At 26.7% G+C, this 22,403-nt stretch carries 17 protein-coding genes; 1 reads left to right on the top strand and 16 read right to left on the bottom strand.

What is annotated here, in order from left to right:
- Positions 1–106: 106 nt before the first annotated feature.
- The 16 genes from J2Z71_RS08315 to J2Z71_RS08240 all read right to left on the bottom strand — a co-directional run bounded on the left by J2Z71_RS08315 (position 107) and on the right by J2Z71_RS08240 (position 21,512).
- Positions 107–1,090 (bottom strand): hypothetical protein, encoded by a 984-nt coding sequence (locus J2Z71_RS08315; protein ID WP_210062066.1) that lies wholly within the window; start codon positions 1,088–1,090, stop codon positions 107–109.
- A 249-nt stretch (positions 1,091–1,339) separates the two neighbouring features.
- A complete protein-coding gene (locus J2Z71_RS08310; RefSeq protein ID WP_210062064.1) occupies positions 1,340–3,097 on the bottom strand; it encodes an FAD-dependent oxidoreductase in 1,758 nt (585 codons plus the stop codon).
- 130 nt (positions 3,098–3,227) lie between these two features.
- Positions 3,228–3,629 carry an arsenate reductase ArsC gene (locus J2Z71_RS08305; protein WP_210062062.1) on the bottom strand — a complete coding sequence of 134 codons (402 nt, stop codon included), beginning with the start codon at positions 3,627–3,629 and terminating at the stop codon, positions 3,228–3,230.
- 2 nt (positions 3,630–3,631) lie between these two features.
- A complete protein-coding gene (locus tag J2Z71_RS08300) occupies positions 3,632–3,955 on the bottom strand; it encodes a thioredoxin family protein (RefSeq protein ID WP_210062060.1) in 324 nt (107 codons plus the stop codon).
- A gap of 9 nt (positions 3,956–3,964) precedes the next feature.
- Positions 3,965–4,960 carry a permease gene (locus J2Z71_RS08295; protein ID WP_210062057.1) on the bottom strand — a complete coding sequence of 332 codons (996 nt, stop codon included), beginning with the start codon at positions 4,958–4,960 and terminating at the stop codon, positions 3,965–3,967.
- A gap of 58 nt (positions 4,961–5,018) precedes the next feature.
- Complete coding sequence (locus J2Z71_RS08290) at positions 5,019–5,300, bottom strand: ArsR/SmtB family transcription factor (protein ID WP_342590814.1); 282 nt, start codon at positions 5,298–5,300, stop codon at positions 5,019–5,021.
- 115 nt (positions 5,301–5,415) lie between these two features.
- Complete coding sequence (locus J2Z71_RS08285; protein WP_210062053.1) at positions 5,416–7,134, bottom strand: AIPR family protein; 1,719 nt, start codon at positions 7,132–7,134, stop codon at positions 5,416–5,418.
- A 41-nt stretch (positions 7,135–7,175) separates the two neighbouring features.
- The gene (locus J2Z71_RS08280; RefSeq protein WP_210062051.1) at positions 7,176–10,130 is read right to left on the bottom strand and encodes a type I restriction endonuclease subunit R; all 2,955 of its coding nucleotides are present in this window, start codon (positions 10,128–10,130) and stop codon (positions 7,176–7,178) included.
- Between the two features lie 15 nt (positions 10,131–10,145).
- Complete coding sequence (locus J2Z71_RS08275) at positions 10,146–10,946, bottom strand: hypothetical protein (protein WP_210062049.1); 801 nt, start codon at positions 10,944–10,946, stop codon at positions 10,146–10,148.
- Positions 10,930–11,391, bottom strand: a complete 462-nt coding sequence (locus J2Z71_RS08270; protein WP_210062047.1) for a TFIIB-type zinc ribbon-containing protein — start codon at positions 11,389–11,391, stop codon at positions 10,930–10,932. Before J2Z71_RS08270 ends, J2Z71_RS08275 begins: the two co-directional genes overlap by 17 nt.
- A 12-nt stretch (positions 11,392–11,403) precedes the next feature.
- Positions 11,404–12,714 carry a restriction endonuclease subunit S gene (locus tag J2Z71_RS08265; protein ID WP_210062045.1) on the bottom strand — a complete coding sequence of 437 codons (1,311 nt, stop codon included), beginning with the start codon at positions 12,712–12,714 and terminating at the stop codon, positions 11,404–11,406.
- A 6-nt stretch (positions 12,715–12,720) separates the two neighbouring features.
- Positions 12,721–14,826 carry a type I restriction-modification system subunit M gene (locus tag J2Z71_RS08260; RefSeq protein ID WP_210062043.1) on the bottom strand — a complete coding sequence of 702 codons (2,106 nt, stop codon included), beginning with the start codon at positions 14,824–14,826 and terminating at the stop codon, positions 12,721–12,723.
- 10 nt (positions 14,827–14,836) lie between these two features.
- Positions 14,837–15,370 carry a hypothetical protein gene (locus J2Z71_RS08255; RefSeq protein WP_210062041.1) on the bottom strand — a complete coding sequence of 178 codons (534 nt, stop codon included), beginning with the start codon at positions 15,368–15,370 and terminating at the stop codon, positions 14,837–14,839.
- On the bottom strand, positions 15,361–17,070 hold the full coding sequence (locus J2Z71_RS08250; protein WP_210062038.1) for an N-6 DNA methylase: 1,710 nt from the start codon (positions 17,068–17,070) through the stop codon (positions 15,361–15,363). The genes J2Z71_RS08255 and J2Z71_RS08250 overlap by 10 nt, the downstream gene beginning before the upstream one ends.
- 910 nt (positions 17,071–17,980) lie before the next feature.
- A complete protein-coding gene (locus J2Z71_RS08245; RefSeq protein ID WP_210062031.1) occupies positions 17,981–19,144 on the bottom strand; it encodes a 5-methylcytosine restriction system specificity protein McrC in 1,164 nt (387 codons plus the stop codon).
- Entirely contained in the window at positions 19,122–21,512 is a 2,391-nt protein-coding gene (locus J2Z71_RS08240; protein WP_210062029.1) for an McrB family protein, read from the bottom strand. The genes J2Z71_RS08245 and J2Z71_RS08240 overlap by 23 nt, the downstream gene beginning before the upstream one ends.
- Positions 21,513–21,653: 141 nt before the next feature.
- Here J2Z71_RS08240 and J2Z71_RS08235 point away from each other — a divergent pair, with 141 nt between their 5' ends.
- Positions 21,654–22,289 (top strand): DUF421 domain-containing protein, encoded by a 636-nt coding sequence (locus J2Z71_RS08235; RefSeq protein WP_210062019.1) that lies wholly within the window; start codon positions 21,654–21,656, stop codon positions 22,287–22,289.
- Positions 22,290–22,403: the final 114 nt, after the last annotated feature.

Genomic DNA, 22,403 nt, shown 5'->3' with positions numbered 1-22,403 from the left:
ATGTTTTCCCATAAAAAAATAACACCTCCAAAGTTTTCTAAATTAAGTATATTATACTTTTTATTTAGTGTGTACTCTAGAGGTATTATAATCAAAACCTCCTTTTTTATTTATATTCAAAATATAAAATACTATTTTTTTCATCTTTTAAATTATATTTTTCAATATTTTTTAAATCCTCATTAAAAGATGCTGAAGAGGAAATAATATTTGGAACTAAATTATATAATCCATTAAAAATCTCACCCTTAGATGCAATATTTAAAGACAATTTTTTATTATTTTCAATTCCCTTTTCTTCTAGTTTTTCAATTAAGATATTATAATTATCTTCTAGAATCTCACCTACTAAATCATCTATATTATACTCTTCTTCTTTTCTTTCATAATTTTCTATTTCCTTATTTAATTTAGATAGAGCTTTTCTAAAATCATCTAATTCATTTTTTAAATCTTTTCTTAAGTCTAAGATTTCATTAAAAGATTTATCTGAAAAATCAGGAAACTCAATTATATTTTTTCTATTATTTTCAAATTTTTCTGTAGTTTTATCATCTAATAGAGGTATTTCCTTTTTATATAATTTATCAAGTTTTTCAAAAAATTCCTTAGAATACTCTAATACATTTTCAATACTTGATTTAAAATGTTCAATATATAAAATCTTCTCTTTTTGTAAGACTTCAATAATATCAATATTATCTTCACCATAAAGTTCTCTTAAATCTTCAATAGTTGCCTTTTCTGATTCCTTTAAAATACTTTGAATTTTCATTCTCTCTATTAGAGATGAATTTTTATATCCACCTGACTTTACAACACTTTCAAGTTGTAGAAGTTGATCTCTTTCTTCGCTTAAATCGTCCTTAGATACAAACTCACAAATAGGAAGACTTTTTAAAAGTTTATTTATAAGTTCCATTTCAATATTTTTTTTATTTTTACTTTTCCTATTTAAAAAATCATAAGTATCAATATTTGGACTTAATACAGATATTTTATCTGCATAAAAAGCTGCTAAATTTAAAAATTTGATTTCCTCATCTAAATTTTCAGTATTTGGATTAACAGCAAGTGTAAAATTTAACATAATAACCACCTATTTTTATATTTTTAAGTTACTTTCATTTTAACACATTAAAGCCATTATATATAATTTTTTATTTATTAGAAAAACTATTATCTCGCTATATTTTCAAAAGTTTTGGGTAAAGATAAAATAACAACATGGTAGGCATAAGTTTAAAGTTAAACTTCACCAACATATTATAATATTTTTTGTTCTATATTTGAGAACGGCAAAAAAGAGACTTTTTAGTCTCTTTTTTCTTTTAATTAACTATTTATTTGCATCCTTCGCTGCAATATATCCCCATACCATTCCATTTCCAATAGTAGCACCAGCTCCCCAGTAAGCAGCCTTTCCAGGAGAAGCTATACAGTTTCCACCACCATATAGTCCAACTACTGGCTCATTGTTAAAATCAAGGATTTGGGCCCTTTCATTAATCATAGGACCACCATTAGTATCAAGAGTTCCAGCAGATAGAATAAAAGCATACAATGGACCATCTTCAATAGGATAAATAGATAAATTTTTACTATCCTTTGGTGGCCAAGTAATACCTTTTGGACTTAGTGGAGGAAAAGTAAAAAACTCATTATCATACTCACTTGCACCTCTGTTAAACTCTTTATCTACTCCATCTTCATAATAAGAATTGAAATTTTTAATAGTTTCTTTTAAATTCTTTGAAAAATTACTATCAAGTTCAAAATTATTTGTATCATCTTTTAAAGTATTAAGTCTTTTTTCAATATTTTTAGTTAAATCATCTACATCACTACCACATATTACAAAAGGCATTTTTTCAGCACTTCCACCAACTATTGGAGGCATTCCCTGCCAATTACTTGCAGTTCTAGAATCCATTATTAAAAATAAAAACTTATTAGGAAACTCGCCCTTAACAGCGTCCCATGTACCATGAATTAAAGTTCTATCATTATAATTTCTCTTTTCATTTACAACTCTTTTACCATATTTATTTACCTGAATTGTACTATCTCCAACAATATAAAAAACACTATTTACACCAGTTGGATTATTAAGATACCCTTCATAAAGAGCCTGAGTTCTATAGGCATTATTCATATTAGAAAGTTTCGCTCCAATACTCTCTGCCATTCTTACAAAATCTCCAGTATTTTCTGTAAAAGCACATCCCCCATAACTTGGAATATTTTGAAATCTTCTCATAAGTTCAGGATTATGTGAAAAACCACCACTTCCAAAATAAACACCCTTATTAGCATAAATATTATAAATTCCATCAGGAGATTTAACACTTATTCCAATAACTTCTTTATCATCATTTTGCAAAATTTCCTCTGCAGAAGTATTAAGTCTAATCTCAACATTATTTTTCAAAAGCCAAGAAGTCATAAAATTTACAAGATCAATTCCCCTTACACTTTCGCCCTTTTCAGTCTTTGGCATAATAGTCCTGCCACGATACTTTTTATTCTCAGAAATAGTTTCCATATAATCAACCTGAGGAAGTCTCTTCCAGCTATATTGCATCTCACTTTCCATAAGACCAATATCAGCAAATAAATCTACAACCTTATGCCCTGTATTACAATAAGTTTTAATAAGATTAAAAGAAAGCTCATCTATTCCAAAAAACTCCTTATCCTCATTAAAATCATTTGGAAAAGAATATCTACACATATATTTAATAGCATCATCTAAATTATCCTCTATACCAGATCTCTTTTGCGCCCTATTATTTGGAATCCAATACCTCGCACCAGATCTTGCAGTAGTTCCACCTGCCACCTCGCCTTTTTCAATTACCAAAACATTAAGGCCATCATTCTTCGCAACAATTGCAGCACTAAGACCAGCAGCACCAGATCCTACAACTAAAAAATCAACAAAAACATCATCAAGTTTCTTAGTATTTTTTGAAACTTCAACATCATCCTCAACTAATACAAAATTCTCAGAACTTGCACCACATACAGGACAAATATCAGGAGGACTATCACCCTCATGAATATAATTACAAATTAAACATCTCCACTTTTTCATATTTACACCCCTTTATAAATCAATACATATTAAGTAAATAAGTATTTTAAAAACACCTTTCTTTATTAGATTTATTTACAAAAAAAGTGAAAATTAAACAGAAAAAGTCAAAAAAGAGAGCTAAAGCCCTCTAATTTTTCAATCTATCAATTAAATCTTTAACCTTAAAATCAATTTCATCAATTACTTTTTTAAACTCATAATCAGACTTTCCACTAGGATCATCAAGTCCCCAATCCTCAGATATATAATCATAATCAAGCACAGGACAAGACACATTGCATCCCATAGTAATTATATAATCAACACTTGGAATATCAAAAATCAACTTAGGACTTTGCTCTATACTCATATCTATATTATAAATACTTTTCATAAGCCTAATAGCATCACTATTTATACTATCTTTTAAAAGAGTTCCTGCAGAATAAACATCAACAATATCAGATCCATACTTTCTCATTAAACATTCAGCTATTTGACTTCTACAAGAATTGTGAACACATAAAAAAGCTACCTTTGTTTTTTCCATAATTAAAGTTCCTCTAATAATTTCTTAATATCATCACTGCTTAATACCTTGCCATAACTTAAAACTTTTCCATCTCTTACTAGAGCAGGAGTTGACATAACTCCATAACTTGCAATTTCAGCAAAATCTTTAATATGCTCTATCTCTTCATCAATATTTAATTCCCTAAGAGCAATCCTAGTATTTTCTTCAAGTTTAATACAATTACTACATCCCGTACCTAAAATTTTAATTCCACTATTAGAAACTTTAGCATTATTTTTTGATGTATTGTCACTAGATATATCTTCACAATTACAATTCTTTTTTCTTCTAAAAATTTTCATATTCTCCTCCTAAATTAAATAAGGTGATAAATAATTAAATAAATAACCTACAATAATTATTCCTAAACTACATATTCCTATAAAAGTTGCCAAAAGTTTTGGCTTAATAGCTTTCTTAAGCATAATAATAGACGGCAAACTTAAAGTAGTAACACTCATCATAAAAGATAAAACAGTACCAAGTTGAGCTCCCTTTAAAAGAAGAGCCTCAGCTATTGGAATAGTTCCAAAAATATCAGCATACATTGGAATTCCTATAAAAGTTGCAATAATAACACCAAAGGGATTATTACTTCCAAGAACTTTCTCAACCCATACTTCAGGAATCCAGTTGTGAATTAAAGCACCAATTCCAACACCAAGGATTATATAGGGAAATACCTTTTTAAAAGTTTCAAGAACTTGTTCTTTTGCAAAACTTACACGATCTAAAACACTTAGGCTAATATTATCAGACTCCATAAAATTTGCATTTTTTACAAAATCTTCAACCTGATCTTCCATTTTAAACTTAGAAATTAAACTTCCCCCAACAACTGCAATTATAAGTCCAAAAATAACATATAAAATTGCAATTTCTGAACCAAAAATACTCATCAATAAAACCAAACTTCCCAAATCAACCATAGGAGAAGAAATCAAAAAGGAAAAAGTAACCCCCAAAGGAAGACCTGCACTAGTAAAACCAATAAAAATCGGAATACTAGAACAAGAACAAAAAGGCGTAATAGTACCTAAAAGAGCACCTAAAATATTGGCCCAAATACCATTAAATCTACCTAGGATTTTTCTACTTCTCTCAGGTGGAAAATAACTTTGTATGTAAGAAATCATAAAAATCAAAAAACATAAAAGAATAGTTATCTTTAAAACATCATATATAAAAAACTGTAAACTTCCACCTAATCTACTTTCAATATCAACTCCAAAACTAAATAATAAATCACCAACTAAAGAATTTAGCCACTTCATTCCCAAAACTTGATTTTGAATAAAATTCCACATAAAACCTCCAAATAACTACATCAAAAACTTTTGATATAGAAATCATATTAAAAGCCACCTATTGGTGACTTAAATCTTTACTTACAACATTTTCTATTAAATCTATAATCTCACTATAATCTTCATTTAATCTATAATGAATCCAATTTCCCTCAGGCCTTTTTAAAACCAAACCAGTATCAGTCATAATCTTCATATGATAAGAAAGTCCAGATTGAGTTAAATTTAAACCCTCTTGCAAATCACAAGCACATAACTCCCTTTCCCTTAACATATGAAAAATCCTTAGCCTGTTCTCATCAGAAAGCATCTTAAAAATCTTAATACTATTATCTAACACAAAATCCCCCTTCCAAAAGCACATCAAAATATTTTGATGTCATAAGTATATCAAATTATATTTTTTTGTCAATAAAAAAGAGAGCCTAAGCCCTCTAAATTTATTATCTATTAATTTATATATTATATTCAGAATTCATATCATAAATAAACTCTTGTACCTTTTTAAAGGTAGCATTATTTTTTGTTATTGATGAAATATTTCTTATGTCGTCCTGTCCTTCTGCCTTAATTATATCCCTTATTATAAATATAGCATGTTTAATTAATTTATCATTGTTAAAGTTGATTCTTAATTTTTTATACTGCTTTTTTAGATTACTTACCGCATTCAATATTAATATATCCCCAGTATTTACAAATAAATAGTCAGTCATATCTTTTAATAATTGATTTTGAGATATTCCTAAAAATTCTGCAAAATCATTTTTATTATTATTTCTTCTAGTTTTGCGATATTTAGTTAAAACTTTGCTAATATCACAATAAATTATTTCAGATTCAATAACCTTATCTGCATCAATCTCCATTAATATTTCATCAATTTTATTTTTATCAAATAGGGCACTTTTACCTCTTTTTGCTATAGCAGCATATTTATTTATCCAATATCCTGTATAATTCTGTATTGCCTTTTCTAAAGTTATTGGTTTTATAGAAGAGTCAAATGAATCATCATACCTTTTCTTGTATTCAATCTCATTTATCTGTCTTTCCAAATAATATCCCTTCTTTAGAAGTTCATTTTGAAGATCTCTTATAATAGTATGATTAGCTATAAAGTAACTATCTTTTATCGGATTTTGAGAGTTTAAATATTCAGTAATTTTCATTCTTTCTGTATAATCAGAAATTTCCATTACCCTAACTAATATATCTACATTTTCTTGTAGTTTATTTTTTTCTTGTAGTTCATACAAAGACGTTGCTGTCTGACAGCCATTTACGATTGAAACTCCCTTTAAATTTATACTCAATTTATTCGGGCTATTATTAGCCTCATCGCAAATAAAAGTTATACCATTATTGTAAAAATAAAACATACTTCCTTCATTTTGATTAGATGCTGTTTTTTTTATCATATTATTGACATTTGTCCTACCTTCATATAACCTAATATTTTCATCAAATATTGTTTCTATATTATCTTCAATTGCATTAATCAGTTCTTTTCCATTAACTAACCCAACAAATGATTTTACACTTCTCTCATAAATATCATATGCAGAAGTCATTTGTTTATATCTCAGGTTTATTTCTAAACTATTCTGTCTATTAATTCTTTCATAAATATTAGAAATAGTTAACCTATCATGGTAGTATATATACATATCACTCCCATGATCTCTCTTGAAATCAGCCGCAAAGTTTTCTATATCATCTCTATTCGAAATTATCCCTTTATTAAAACTTACAAAAAATATATTGAACCTAAATATATCTGTATCCTTCAATTGTTCCTTATAATCGTTAAACTTATCATTATTTTTTATCTTCTCATCTGATGGCTTGATCAGTAATTTAAATCCATGTAATGTTTTCAAAATATCAGCTTGGCTAATTTCACTATTAATATTCTCTATTTTATTTGGAAATTTAAATTGCATAACTGTTAATTCTTTACTCTCTTCATTTAAAGTAATTACATCAATACCATTGTCACCACTGCCATCGATTAAAGATTCTTCTATTTGTTGGTCAGTAAAATTAAAATAATTCTTTAAATACCAATGTATAAAAGCTTGGGATAAATTATTATATCCAAATTCTTCTTTTATAGACTCTAATGTATCCTTTATCTGTTTATAATATGAATCAAATTTTGTTATTGCCATAATCTTTTCCTCCAATATATTCTTATTAAATATATTATTATTTAAATTCTTAAATTACTATTAAACTCTTTTCCTTCAGTATTATAAGTTGCATCAAAAACTAAATCAGAAAGCCATTTTTTAAATGAATCATTGTCTTGATACTGTTTGAAAATCTCAATATTATCTGTCATCATATTCATAATTACTCTTCCTAATGCTCTTTCACTTTCTAGTTTAGCATTTTGTTTATCCGAGTTTTTCATAGCATTTTTATAAGCTTTATCTTTGGCAACAGCTTTTGGGATTTTTGATATATGATCTTTTACTTGATCTTCATCTTTCCAATCTATATCCCCGAACATATCATGAAATGAATTTAAAATATTACTTAAATAATCTAATTCTGGATTATCTATATAAGCTTTTCCACTTGTAGGTACTGGATCTATTCCATAGACTCCCTCATCTTCTAAGACAATAGATAAACTTTTTTGAGCTTGTACTCTATAACTATCTAAATCTATAGATTCTAATATTCCCTTAGATAAATCTTCTCCTTGAGGTGTAGGTAATTTAGGAATTAACAACCTTAAGAATATATTAAGTTTTTCCCATTCAATATTTCCAATAGAAAGTATTGAAGCTAAAAAACCATAAGTCCTTACAAAAGCTTTAGCATTTCCTTTAAAATCAATTTGATCTTCCTCTTCAAGTTCTTTATATTCCTTAGCACAAGTATCTAAAATATAATCTAATTTTTCACGACTAGCACCATTAATATATTTTTCAACTACTTCATTAACTTGGTATTCTGAATATACTTGATGAAATTCCAAGTCACTTTGTATATCATAAAGCTTATTCGGATCAGTCTCTTCTGATAAAATTGTAGTTGTATAATAAGCTTGAAAAGCTTCTTTTATAAGATCCACATCATTAGCAAAATCTAAAATAAAAGTATCCACCTTTCCAGGATAAGACCTATTTAGTCTAGACAGTGTTTGCACTGCTTTTATTCCAGAAAGAGGTTTATCCACATACATAGTATGAAGTAAAGGTTCGTCATAACCAGTCTGAAACTTATCTGCTACTACTAAAAATCTATAAGGATCATGTTTTATTTTCTTTTCAATTTGGGCACTTGGAAATTCATTAACCTTAGCCTCAGTTAACTTTTGTCCCTTAAACTCCTTCTCTCCAGAAAATGCAACAATAGCCTTATATTGACTTTTCCTTTTAATAAGTGATTGTTCAATAGCATAATAATACTCTAGAGCCCTCTCTATACTACTAGTTATGACCATAGCTCTCGCCTGTCCATTAATCTTTCCTTTGTTTATAACTTGTTCGTGGAAATGATTTACAATTATATCTGCTTTTTGACCTATAGCATATTCATTTGACTCAACATAATTCCTTAGTTTTCTCTGAGACTTTTTAGTGTCAAACATAGGATCATCTTCTACTATTTTTGCCAACTTATAATAACTTTTTATAGTTGTATAGTTTTGTAGTACATCTAATATAAATCCTTCTTCTATAGCTTGCTTCATACTATAGTTATGAAAAGGTTCATATTTTACTTCTCCATTTTTAAAGACTTCTTTTCCAAACATTTCTAAAGTTTTATTTTTTGGTGTAGCAGTAAATGCAAAATAACTGGCATTATCAAGCATTTTTCTACCTTCCATTATTCTTATAATTTTATCTTCTGTAGTTTCTTCTTCATCAATCCCTGAAAGAGCTATATTCATATTGGCTGACAAATTACCACTTTGGCTAGAATGTGCCTCATCTATTAAAATAGCAAACTTATTATTTCTATGAGAAGTCCCTATTTCGTCTAATATAAAAGAAAATTTATGCACAGTAGTTATTATTATCTTCTTTTCTTCCTTAATTAACCTGGCTAAATCTCCAGAGTCTTCAGCATGCCCTACCGTACTAGAAACCTGCATAAACTGCTTTATTGTATCTCTTATTTGTTTATCTAATATAACTCTATCTGTAACTATTATTACAGAATCAACTAAGTTTTTTCCCTCTTTTTCAAGAGCCACTAACTGATGAGCTGTCCAAGCTATAGAATTACTCTTGCCACTTCCTGCTGAATGTTGAATTAAATATTTATTTCCAACTCCATTATTATAAACATCCGCTAAAAGCTTCTTTACTACATCCCACTGATGATATCTAGGAAATATTTGTTTTTCATTCTTCTTTTTGGTCTCTTCATCTTGTTCCACCACTAATTGAGCATAATTTTCTATAATATTAGTAAGTTCTTCTTTTTTTAATATTACCTTCCACAAGTAATCTGTCTTTATTCCACTGGGATTCGGAGGATTTCCTGCACCATTTTGGAATCCTTTATTAAAAGGTAAAAACCAAGAGCTATTACCACTTAACTTTGTACAAAAATACACCTCATTATCATCAACTGCAAAGTGTACCATGCATCTTTTAAATTGAAACAATGGATCTCTAAAATCCCTATCGTTTTTATATTGGTAAATAGCATCCTTATAGTTTTGATTAGTTAAAGTATTTTTAAGCTCCATAGTCATAACAGGCAATCCATTTATAAAAATAGCCAAGTCTAAAGCCAATCTTCTCTTGCTCTTAGAATACTGAAGTTGTCTAGTAACAGAAAAAATATTTTTATTAAAGTTTTTTTGTGATTCTAGATTCCTATCTGATGGAGTTAAGTAAAACATTATTAAGTCTGCTGGATATACTTTTATACCATTTCTAAGTACATCAATAATCCCTCTTTTAGTAATTTCCTTAGACAATCTATCAAAAAACTGCTTTTTCCTATGTTCGCTTTCTTTTATTCCTAAAAGTTCAACCTGTTCAGGCTGAGTAGATTCTAAAAATCTTATAAGCCTAGATTCATCTACTGCAAAATCTAGATTATAATCCTTAGTATTTCCAAGTTCATAGCCATTATGGTCTACAAGATATTCTACAATTATATCTTCAAGTCCTTCTTCTTTCACATTAGTAAACAAGTTTTTCACCTCTATCTATTTAATCATAGCTATAACAAGCTGAATTATACTCGTTAAATTTGCAGTTAATTCTACATTATCCTTTATCTTTGGTAATGAATTTTCAAGCCCATCTATAGCTGTCCTTATAAATCCTTTTCTAGGCTTCTCTTCTAATAATTCACATTCTAACACTTCAACATTATCTTCTATATTTTCTTTAATTTCTTTATCTAGGTCTATTTCCTTTAATATATCCTTTATCTCCTTAGATAGTTTTTCTAAATCACTAGCATTATTATTTTGGACAGCATTTATATTAGACTTATCTTCAGCTATATTTACTTGCCCATTATTTCCCATGTGAATATTGTACTTCACTTCCTCATCGTACCCCATTTCCATCTTTATCTTATTCAAATAATCTTCAATATGGTTTATAAGAATCAATGAAACTTCATCATTTAAGTTTTTAATCATATCGTTAGATTCATTACTTCCATTTCCATATTTTAGTAATAAGTAAAAAGGTATTCCTGATATCTTAATGCAATACTTGAAAAAACAATATATTGTATATATCTCCTCTTCCTCTGTATCTCCAATATTCAATTTATTATTATTATTTATATCTTCTTGAATCCTATCTTCAATATTAAAGTTATCTATAGCAAAAGACTTAATAAAAGCATAAATTAATTCTTCCCCTTCTACAAAATTTATAAATCTATCTAGATCTCTATTAAAGCTATCATAATTAGAACTTAATAACCTACTAGATTTACTTCTGAAATCATAAGAAATTTGTTTCAATTCTTTTTTATCGATATTCATCATAATCCCTCCCACAAAAAGGACAGTAACTTACTGTAAACTTTACCAAAGGACTTATTTTAACTTTTTTATTGCAACATTTATAAGTCTGTATTTCTAACAAATCTATCCTACTTCTAATAGGATTCTCTGGCAATACTTTTGGTTGCTTCCCAACTTTTAACTTAATATATTTATTATTTCTATTTACCTTTTTACTCATCTTGTTCAATTCATCAAATATAAGATCATTAAATATATTCATAGCTATATTTTCAGCTAAGTCATAGACTTCATCTGTATGATAGTTATCAGCTATGAGTCCACAAGAAGGACACCAAATTTGATATTGTTCTTCTGTATCAATATCTGATGCCTTCAATTTAAAAAATTCTTTACAATATGGACACTTTAAAAGTATATAACCATCCAAGTCAGCTGGTATTGAGATTTGTCTAGTAATAGTCAACTATCCTACCTCCTAAAAGTCCCTTACATCTATCTTTCCAGTAACTGCACTAGCTATTAAACTAGTCCTATATTCTTTAATTAGATCTATCTGATTTTTATAAAGCTCTATGGTCCTATCAATTTTATTAGTTTCTTTTTCAATATAGTTTATAATTTCTTCTTGTTCTTTTTTATCCCTACAATAAACTATTTTCAAAGACATTAATCTATCATCATTGATTGCTGGATACGCTACACCAACTGAACTTTTAATAATATTTTGTATCAAATAATTACCAGAAATAGAGTATTTTAGATAGTTTGAATTTACACCTCCCTTTGGTGTCAATACAGAAAAGCCTGTGGAAACAATTTTACCAGATAGACTTTCATCTATATATAACATTGACTTTAAATACGTTCTTACAGTAGAGATTATTATATCTCCATTCCTCACTACTCTTCTTGCTCTACTAGGTGCTTGTCCAAATAACATTTTAACTGGTTCTAACTTTAATTTGAAAAATCCTACTGACCCTATATCAATATATTCAATCTCTTTATCCTTTTCTTCATTATTACTTAAAGATATTAAATTACTGTTAGTTAAATACTTCAACCTAGTAACTTCCCAATGTTCTGGTATTTCTCCTATCCAGTCTATGCCACTATCTTTGTACTCTACATTTTTATCTATTCCCTTTGTTACAGCATCATTTATAAGGACTTCCTTTTGCTCTTTTAAAAGCTCTATCTGTCTTTCTGTTAACTCTACAAATTCATCTATTTTAGCTAGGTTATGGTCTAAAAAATCTGCTATTTTATCCTGCTCTTCTTTTGGGGGAGATAAAATCGGAAAATTTGTAAAAGTTTCCCTGTTCAATGTCCATCTTCCACCACTACCCTCAGGTCTTCCAACTCCCTTACCAAATCCATAAAATATTTTTTTCTTATAATGTAAATTAAAATATTTACTATAAAAATCAGAATTAATATCAAATCCTTTAGGCCTAATAGTAAAGTACGCATTACTTATAACTCCATTATATTCAGATATTGAAGCTGCTCCACTTTCTAAATCCATAGGATTCAAACAAATATATCCTTTTTTTACAGTGTTATATCCTTCATAACTTTTAGCTAGTTGCCCTTCATTTGATTCTATATCTCTTATTTTTATTCCTCTTTGAGTTAATGATAAAACAATTGGATCTTTATCTATACTGGGCTCTTTAACTAGTTCAAATTTATATTTCAATTTATTAATTTCCCAATGACTTGGTATTTCATCTAGCCATGGTAAATCTACTTTTTTATATTTTTCATAAGGCTTAAATTTCATTTCTATCTAGCCCCCTATTATCTCATCTAATAAACCATCTGTCTCTTCTTCTAAAGCTTTTATATCTTCTACTATTTCTTCTAATGATCTTAGTTTTACTGGCTTATAGAAATATTTTGTAAAGCTTATTTCATAGCCTATTCTAGTTCTGCTTTCATCTATCCAAGCATCTTTTACATAAGGAATAACTTCTTCCCTGAAAAATCCTTCTATTCCTCCATCATAGTTTAAAGGAATTCTTTCTGTATCTCTTAAATCTGTATTTTGTTCGTATTCTATATATAAGTTATCTTCTTTAAACACCCCATATATAGGATTTTCTTTTCCTTTTTTCTTTAAGTTTTTTATAACTTTTTCAGCATTTTCATAAGTTTTAGTTAGATTATCTTCTATAAGTTTTCTATGTTTAGATAAAAATTTTTCATCTTTTTCTTTTGCCAAATTTTCTAGTTTTTCTAAATATTGATTATAGTCTAAGTATTCTTCTTTTTTCTCTTCTTCTTTTAGTTTCAATACTAGATCATATATATATTTATCATTTTTCTTTAGACTTTCTTCTAGCTTTGCTAAGTTTTCTTGGCTTAGTTCTACTTTTAATCTAAGTGGTCTTTCTACTGTTACTTCGTAATATCCAAACTCCTCATTGTCAAATATTTTACTAAATTCATTTTCTTCAAAGTCTAAATACATTTTCATTATTTCTTCTCTTAATTCTTCTGAGATTTCACAGTTTTTGCTTCCTAAATTTTTTCTAAGAGGCTTTTTAAAGCTTGTAGCATCTATTAACTGAATTTTGCCTTTTCTTCTATCTTCTTTTCTATTAGAAAGAATCCATATATAAGTAGCTATTCCAGTGTTATAAAACATATTTTCAGGAAGAGCAACTATTGCTTCTAAATAATCATTTTCTATAATATATCTTCTTAAATTACTTTCTCCACTTCCTGCATTTCCAGTAAATAATGATGATCCATTATGTACTTGGACTATCCTACTACCAAGTGGTGTGCTGTGTTTCATCTTAGCAATATTATTAGCTAAAAATAACATCTGACCATCAGATTGTGCAGGAATCATTCTAAATTCTTCTTCATCTCCAAAACTAACAACAAATCTAGAGTCTGTTAGTTTATTTCTTCCACCCATTTTTTTAGCATCACTAGACCAAGATTTTCCATAAGGTGGGTTTGATATCATAAAGTCAAATTCCATAGTTGCATTGTTATCTACTGACAATGTAGAACCATAGGAAATATTATTAGCCTGTGATCCATCACCTTTTAATATCATGTCGGCCTTGGCTATGGCATAGGTTTCTGGTTGACTTTCTTGTCCATAAAGATATATTGAAAGGTCTTTATTATTTTTTTCTCCTAATTCTTTAAGTCTTTCATCTGCTATAGTAAGCATCCCACCTGTTCCACATGCTCCATCATAACAAAGATAAGTTCCATTACTTATTTTATCTGCTATAGGCGTAAACATTATGTCTGTCATAAGTCTTACAGCATCTCTTGGAGTAAAATATTCCCCAGCCTCTTCGTTGTTTTCTTCATTAAATTTTCTTATTAGTTCTTCAAAAATAGTACCCATAGTATGATTATCAAGGCCTGGTAATAAAATATCTCCATTATCATCTAAAACTGGATATGGACTTAAATTAATCTTAGTATTAGCAAATTTTTCTATTACCCCTCCTAGAATATCAGCATCTGTCATAACTTTGATCTGTTCTCTAAATCTAAACTTTTCTAATATTTCCTGTATATTTGGTGAAAAACCATCTAAGTACGCTACAAAATCTGCTTCTAATTGTTGTTTTTTAGTTCTAGATGTTAGATCCTTAAGTATAAATGGTGAATCATTGTAAAAAGCTTGACCTGATACAGAGCAAAGTGCTTCTGTCTGATTTAAAATTCCCATTTCATCAAGTTTTTTCTTCATTTCTAAAACTTCTTTTTTTGTATCTTCCAATACTGCATCTAATCTTCTTATTACAGTCATTGGCAAAATAACATCCCTATATTTTCCTCTAACAAAAACATCTCTTAATTCATCATCAGCAATACTCCATATAAAACTAACTATTTGACTATAATTTTTTCCAGTCATATTGTTCCTCCTAATTTAAATAATATTCCTCATATCTATCTAATATGTTTTCCAAAGCCTGTCTAAAATTACTTTTACTTATTTTAAGTTCATTTTCATTTCTTAATTCAATAACTTCTGGAAATCCGTCTTCACTTTTTAATCTTTCAATCATACTGCTATATCCATTTCCATTTTTAATCTTGTGAGACATAGGCCCCACAAGAATAAAAGAGTATTTTCCATTTTTAAGTTTATTAAAATCATACTTTTCTATATTTTCATATTCTAAGCAAAATTCAAATTGATCTTTATGAAATTCCAGATCTTTTCCTATCCCTAATAAATGATTTAACTTCACATTTGACTGACCTATTACTGCAATTTTACCACTTTTAGGTTTTCTTACATCTAATTTTCTATTTTCAAATACTCTATCATACATATTTATATGTCGAAGATATAAGTTAAGCTCTCCAATTCTATTATAATCCATCATTTCCATTTTTATTGTATTTAAAACTCTATTTTCTAATATAGAATATTCTTTTAATCCTAATTGCACAGTCCTATCTCCTCTCTAGAAACTATATCTGCCAAGTCTCTTTGTCTATTCAATTTTAAACTTTCTAGCTCTTTTTCCTTTTCTCTTATTTTTTTCTCATAATTTAAATAAAGATCTGCTATTTTATTTTGTTTTTCTATATCTACATATGGTAATTTTATTTCATTTAAATCTTTCATGCTTATGTTTGGTATAGCTGAACCTAGTGATATTTGATCTAGTACTTTTTGACCTAGCTCACTTTCTAAGAATATCTTTAAATAATACGGATTATATTTATTTGGATCCAAACTTATACTATAAATATTACCACTATAAAACCAAACTTCATCTTCAATATCTTCTACAATTGCTATTCTAATTGGATTTCCTGTTCTTGATAATAATAGTTGACCTTTTTCCAGCTTATTCTTTTGGTCTAATCTACTATTGGATTCAACTAAGCTTTCTTTAAGTGAAATAGCTGTATCTTTTATTCTTCCAGCTTGTATGTCTACTAAGTTTAAAAATCTATATTTGGTCTTTTGGTCCGATTTATATCTTTCCATCTCTTTATTCGTTATATTGCTCCCTCTAGATATCATTGCTATATTGCCTAGTAGGACTTCCTCCTTAAAGGATATTTCTGTTAAATATCTTTTTGGATCTAATATATAATCTTTTTCTTTAACTTCTTCAACGGAAACTACCCTACTATTATTACTTTTTTTACCTATTAAATTTAAAATATCTTCTCTATTTTCTTGATATAAATCTTTTTCAACTCTATTTACAGATGTATAAACATCCTTTGCATCTACAAAATTAATACTAGTATTATTTTTACTTATTACTAAAATAGTTGATTCTATTCCTGTTCCATTTAATAAGTTTCTTGGTAAACTTATCACTGATTCTATAAGTCCATTTTCTACAAAATATTGTCTTATATTTTTTTCTAAACTAGAATACATTGCTAATGAAAGTGTTAAACTTATTAATTTGCCATTTTCATCTAAATATAATAAAGAGCTTAGTATATCTGCCCATCCTACAGATCTATTATATCTATTCTCTATTTGTGGATATTTCTCACTTAGTATAAATTTCTGTTTTTCTGATATTTGAGTTTGAAATCTCATTGGACTTAAAATTTTAGTATATTTTTTGTCTATATTTTCATCTAATATGTTAGATTCAATTATTTTAGCATCACCTTCTAAAACATCATTTCTCATCTTATAAATCAAGGCTTTTTGCATATCAGATTCATATATATCAATTAAATTATAATTCTTATTTTCTATAATATACTCAAAATTACTAAAACTATTTAATTGAAAATCTCCTATTTTGTCATTTTTTTCTATTTCCAATAAATCTATTATCAGTTTATAAATTCCATCATTTAAAAATCTTAATTCTAATTTTTCATTAACTAATTCTTCTTTATCATTACTTAATAATAATTCTTTTAAATCATCTGTTGAAAATAATTTACTTAACTCTTTTATTTGATTATCATATTTTGAATATATTAATTTAGTATGAAATTTAAGATCTAAGTCTTCTAAATCATCTAAAGATTTATTAGTCATCTTTTCTAAATACGCTACATATAATATAGAATTTAAATCTAATTCCGATAATTTATTCATAGATAATCTATCTAATGTATCTTTTAACCTACTAATAACTTCTTTCTTTCTTTGATTGTACAAAATATTTCCTCCTTGTTTTACATTACATTATACTCTTTAACTTTTTGTTTTAAAAAACCAATTTTTATTATAAAAAAATATATCTTTTCACTATTAAACATATAATACATTGTTGCTTCGGTTTTATCAAACACCGCTTTATTTTTATTTAGGTTTTAAAAAACCAAATATCCTTTCAAAAAAATATATCTTTTAAATGTTAAATACATCATATATTATTATTTTGGTTTTGTCAAACACTTTTTTATATTTATTTAAAGTTTTTAAAAACCAAATATATTTTTGAGTAAATTTTAAAGATATTTTTAATAATAATAACTATTTTGCTAATTATTCCCATAATACCATCTTCTTAGAATTGATATAATTTATTCCAAACTTTAGTTTTTTATTCCTATTTATATTTTAAACTGGTTTTCTTTAGACTCTAATAATTCTTTAGTAAATATATTATAAAATGCTATAAAATAAGCATATTCTACTAATTTTGATTCTATTAATTCATCTAAAATTTTAATAAATTCTTCTTTTACGTTTTTTATATTATTATTCTCTAACATATCTAAAAATAATTGAGCACTTTTGATTTCTGTTTTTTGGTATGAAATATCATATTGCCTTTCTGCTGGAACTATTCCTAAATCTAAATAAAAACTATATAATCATTATTTTATCGCAATATATGTTTTTTAGTTATTTCTAAGTATTTATATTTTAAAACTTTATTGCACAAAAAAAGAGAGCTTAGGCCCTCTTCAACTAAAGTTTAATAAAAATATTTTTTCACTATTTTTTATTTCTTCTACAAATTCTTCGTAAGATTTTGAATTTTTGGGAATTTTAAGCCCACATTTTATTAATGATATATCTTCTCTTTTTTCTATATTATTTTCGTAGTTTGTTCCTTTGTTTAGGTATAGTTTTTGATTTTCAATTTCATTTTTTTCTGGATATATATAATATCCTTTTTTTGCATAAATCTAAACATATAGGCTAGTACTTGCAGGTAATCTCTATTTCTAATATTTTCAACTGGTTTATATTTTGCATCGGCAATTATTCTATTTTTATCGTCTATACTTATAAAATCTGGATATATTAGACCAGTTTTTCTATTATTTGTAGTAAATAAATGTTGCGATCCTATTCTACTTTTATTTTTTGGATGATAGAATTTTTCACTAAGCAGAGTATTTATATATTCTTCCCAAAGCCAAGCTCCATCAAATAAAACTCCATGAAATTCGTCTATTCCATGACCTATATCATGTTCTTTATATTCTAGTATCATAATACATAATCTTTGTAAATCTCTGTATTCTGTATAATAGCTATGTTTTATGGGATTTTTTTTATTCTCTATTATTATTTTTCTTCTATTATGATATTGATATTTTGCAGTGGTTTCTATAATATACGCAACTTCTTCTTTTGATTTTCGAAGTAATTTATTCCCGTAAGATTTTTTCTTAATAAGTTCAATTGTATGACGTATTAGTTCAATTATATAATTGTCATAGGAAAATTCTCGTACATTATAGGCAATATTTCCAACAAAGGGTGTATTTTTTTGAATATGTCTATTTATGTCAATTTTTCCTTTAAGGTTAATGTCATTATATTTATTTTCAATATAAATTTTATATATTCCCTTTCTCATTGCTCTTTTTAAATAGTATGGAAATAAAAATATTAAAAAATCAAATAATCTATTATCCTTATCTAGATCTGTACTTAATTCTATAAAGTTTGGAAATTTGATTACTTTTTCAAGTAGGTATTTAAATAAATAGTCTTTATTTCCATTTACAAATCTTGATTTTATTATTAATTTTTCTTCTTTGTATCCTAAATACCCCATAATATTACTTGAAATATAATCTTCATTTAGACTTTGTAATATCATCTGTTCTCTAGTTAAGTCATCAGATTCTCTAATTAATTCAGGAAATACAAATACTCCTTCTTTTTCCAATTGTTCTAAGGTTTTATCTGAAATTTTTCTAGTAAGATTACTTATTTCATTAAATTTCTCTTTATTTATAGAAGAATTATCCCTGATTTTCAATTCCATTATCAGCACCTACTTCTTTATATCCATAAGCTTTTGCAAATTTTTCCATTGTAGATTTTTCATCATATATACCATTAATATAATCTTCAAGTAATGGTTTTAGATAATCTGTCCAAAGTTTGTCAAAATCTATTGATTTAAGTTTTAAAAAATATGATGGCCCTATTTGATAATTTTCATTTAAATCCTCTGTGTTTTTTATTTCCTTATTTAATGCATTCATACGTCTTATTGCTTCATCTTTTAAATTTCCTTCTAATACTTCAAGCATTTCTATGTTTTCTTCTGGTTTTATTTCAATAAATCTAAATCTACGACGCATTGCAAAGTCAAAACTATCTACAGAGCGATCAATATCGTTCATTGTTCCTATAATATATACATTTTCTGGAATATAAAACTTTTCATCTAGTTCTTCATGCATATTTGAATATTGTGTAGATATTTCACCAAGTATTCCTCTATAATCTGGATCTATTGCAAAAAATAGTTCTCCAAATATTTTAGAAATCTCCCCACGATTGATTTCATCTATTATAAATACATAGTTTTTTTCTTTTTCTATTTCTATTTCTGATTCTTCTACACTTTCTTCTTCTTTTTTAATTTCTCTAAATAATGCTAAATAATAGGAGTATTCTTGTGTTGCATTTTTCTTTTCAAAAAATTCCGTTATATCTTTTACTTTTTCAAATTCTTCCTTTGATTCTAACATTTTTATTAAATCATCTTTTTTTATTTTTAAATTATTGGATATTTTATTATCTGGTATAAAAATATTAATAAATTCATCATCAATACTTGATATATAAAATTTATTTCCCTGTAATGTTTTAAATTCATCTAGTTCAAAATTTACATTAGAAGTAAAATTTTCCATAAGATCTATTGCGTAGTTTTCTTTTTTTATTTCTTTTATATTCTTTTTTGAGTTTTTAAGGTTTATCTTAGCTTTTTTTGCAAATTTTTTAAATATACCGTCTTGTAATTCAAATCCCATTGTTCCATCTATATTTATTTTTGGTCTTAATCCTTCTACAAAGTCTGAGTAATCATAGTTTGGATGAAATTGAACAAATTCTATTTGCTCTTTTTCTTCTTTAGTAAGTTCTGTATATTTTTTTGTATTTCCATTACTTACAATATCTGCAGCTACTTCTTTTGCTAAATATGATTTACCTGTTCCTGGTGCTCCACGAAAAATTATATTCTTAGATTCAATTAATTTTTCCGAATATTCATTTAAGTATTTTACAGAGTTTTTATCTTCTTTAAAATATTTTGATATTGTTTGTAATTTACAATTAAAGTTTTTAAAGTTTTCATCTGAGATTTCTACTTTTACTGACTTAACTTTTCCATTTTCTTCTTGTATTACATCTACTGGAATTTTAAATAGTACCTTGTCTTCTTCTGATGATATGTAAGAATTTTCATTAGTATTATGTTTATTGTTCTCATCATAAAGTTTATAAAATCTTGCATCTAATGCCTTTATTATATTGTCTTCATTGGCTTTTTCTAAATCATACATAAATTCTAGTGCATATTTATGATCTGTTGAAAAGTGTATTGAAGCATTTCTCCAAGCATAATTTTTATTTTGAGCATTTCCATTGGCAAAGTGAATACATTCAAGACCTTCTTTAAACCATTCTTCTTTTACTCCATCATTTTTATAATAATTTATATTTTCTTTCCACGCATTTTTATTTGTGTATATTCCAAGTGTATTATTTGGCATATGCACTCTATTTTCATGATAATATGTATTATTGGCAGTTGTTATTTCATCATTTACTCTTGTTAAAATCTTTTCTTGCCCAACTAATACAAAAAATTCTAATATTTCTTTTAATTTCTCTTTTGAAATATTATATCCAAGATATTTTCCCCATGCTGGCTGATTTAAAAACCATTTATAGTCTTGTTCTTTATCAAAGTCTATAAAATCAATAAGTTTTTTTGCAGATTGATATTTTGAATCAGATAAATTCCACATTGTGTCACGTGATGTGAAAAAGTACCACTCTCTTTGTTTAAAATCCTTATCCCAATCTACTAAAATTGTATGACCATCTTTTAAATTCTCTTTGACAATTCCTTTAGCTTTTAAATTCATTGTAGATACATATTGATTTGTTGGATTTGGAAAGGGCAGATTATTTTTTCTTGTATAACTAGATTTTATAACCATAATATCTCCTGGTTTTATTTGATTATAAATATTAAGCATTCTTTTATATTGTTCATTATCTTCTTCACCAAAATATCCAAGTTCCCATTCTCCTTCTTCAATAAATTTTTCTGTATAATCAACATTATTCATCATTGATCCTACAAGATAATAATTACTTTTTTTATCCATTAAAATACCTCCCTTTATAGACTTTTTAAATTAAATATATTATATCAGTTAATTTACCTATGCTTAAATTTAAACAATATTTTTTTATTACTGTTATAATCAATTTAACAAGATTTCTTTATATTATTTTAGGAGGTTTTTATGTTTAATATTTTTTTAAAAATGCTATTAAGATTGGGTGTTGGTTTATTAGCTCTTATCGTTTATATGAATCTTTTAGGTAGAATGCAATTAGCACCTCAGTCTGCTGTTGATCAAATTGGAAATTATATTTTAGGGGGAATTCTTGGAGGTATAATTTACAATTTAGATCTTGAGTTTTATAAGTTTTTTATGGCTATAATTATATGGACTTGTCTTATGTTAGTTATAAGTTATATTAGTAGTAAAAATCTTAATGCTAAGAGAATGATAAAAGGAAAACCAACTTTGCTTATGGAAAATGGTTTATTTATAAGTGATGCATTTTCTAAAAATAAAATAAATTTAGATGATATTTTATCAAAAGTTCATCAAAACGGAATACATTCTTTAAAAGAGATTAAAACTATATGGTTAGAACCTAATGGACAGTTAACAATAGTTTTAAAATCTGATGAAAATATTGGTTGGGTTTTGATTGAAGATGGAAATATAAATTATATAGATTTACATAGGCTTAATAAAACTGATACATGGTTACTTTCAAAAATAAAAGATCAAGGATATTCTAGTATAAGTGATATTTTTTATGCAGAATATTTAAATGGAAATATTATTTTATATGAATATGATTAACGTACAAAAAAGAGCCTCATTGATTATAATACCTCTAGAGTACACACTAAATAAAAAGTATAATATACTTAATTTAGAAAACTTTGGAGGTGTTATTTTTTTATGGGAAAACAT

Origin of the sequence: Peptoniphilus stercorisuis (assembly GCF_017874395.1) — a bacterium.
GTDB lineage: Bacteria > Bacillota > Clostridia > Tissierellales > Peptoniphilaceae > Anaerosphaera > Anaerosphaera stercorisuis.
The sequence above is the reverse complement of the archived record's forward strand: the minus strand, read 5'-3'. Positions and strand labels throughout refer to the sequence as shown.

What these genes read in the sequence shown, in the direction of transcription:
- J2Z71_RS08315 (WP_210062066.1), bottom strand. Translation starts at nt 1,090, where the DNA reads ATGTTAAATTTTACACTTGCTGTTAATCCAAATACTGAAAATTTAGAT.
- J2Z71_RS08310 (WP_210062064.1), bottom strand. Translation starts at nt 3,097, where the DNA reads ATGAAAAAGTGGAGATGTTTAATTTGTAATTATATTCATGAGGGTGAT.
- J2Z71_RS08305 (WP_210062062.1), bottom strand. Translation starts at nt 3,629, where the DNA reads ATGGAAAAAACAAAGGTAGCTTTTTTATGTGTTCACAATTCTTGTAGA.
- J2Z71_RS08300 (WP_210062060.1), bottom strand. Translation starts at nt 3,955, where the DNA reads ATGAAAATTTTTAGAAGAAAAAAGAATTGTAATTGTGAAGATATATCT.
- J2Z71_RS08295 (WP_210062057.1), bottom strand. Translation starts at nt 4,960, where the DNA reads ATGTGGAATTTTATTCAAAATCAAGTTTTGGGAATGAAGTGGCTAAAT.
- J2Z71_RS08285 (WP_210062053.1), bottom strand. Translation starts at nt 7,134, where the DNA reads ATGGCAATAACAAAATTTGATTCATATTATAAACAGATAAAGGATACA.
- J2Z71_RS08275 (WP_210062049.1), bottom strand. Translation starts at nt 10,946, where the DNA reads ATGATGAATATCGATAAAAAAGAATTGAAACAAATTTCTTATGATTTC.
- J2Z71_RS08265 (WP_210062045.1), bottom strand. Translation starts at nt 12,714, where the DNA reads ATGAAATTTAAGCCTTATGAAAAATATAAAAAAGTAGATTTACCATGG.
- J2Z71_RS08260 (WP_210062043.1), bottom strand. Translation starts at nt 14,826, where the DNA reads ATGACTGGAAAAAATTATAGTCAAATAGTTAGTTTTATATGGAGTATT.
- J2Z71_RS08245 (WP_210062031.1), bottom strand. Translation starts at nt 19,144, where the DNA reads ATGGAATTGAAAATCAGGGATAATTCTTCTATAAATAAAGAGAAATTT.
- J2Z71_RS08240 (WP_210062029.1), bottom strand. Translation starts at nt 21,512, where the DNA reads ATGGATAAAAAAAGTAATTATTATCTTGTAGGATCAATGATGAATAAT.
- J2Z71_RS08235 (WP_210062019.1), top strand. Translation starts at nt 21,654, where the DNA reads ATGTTTAATATTTTTTTAAAAATGCTATTAAGATTGGGTGTTGGTTTA.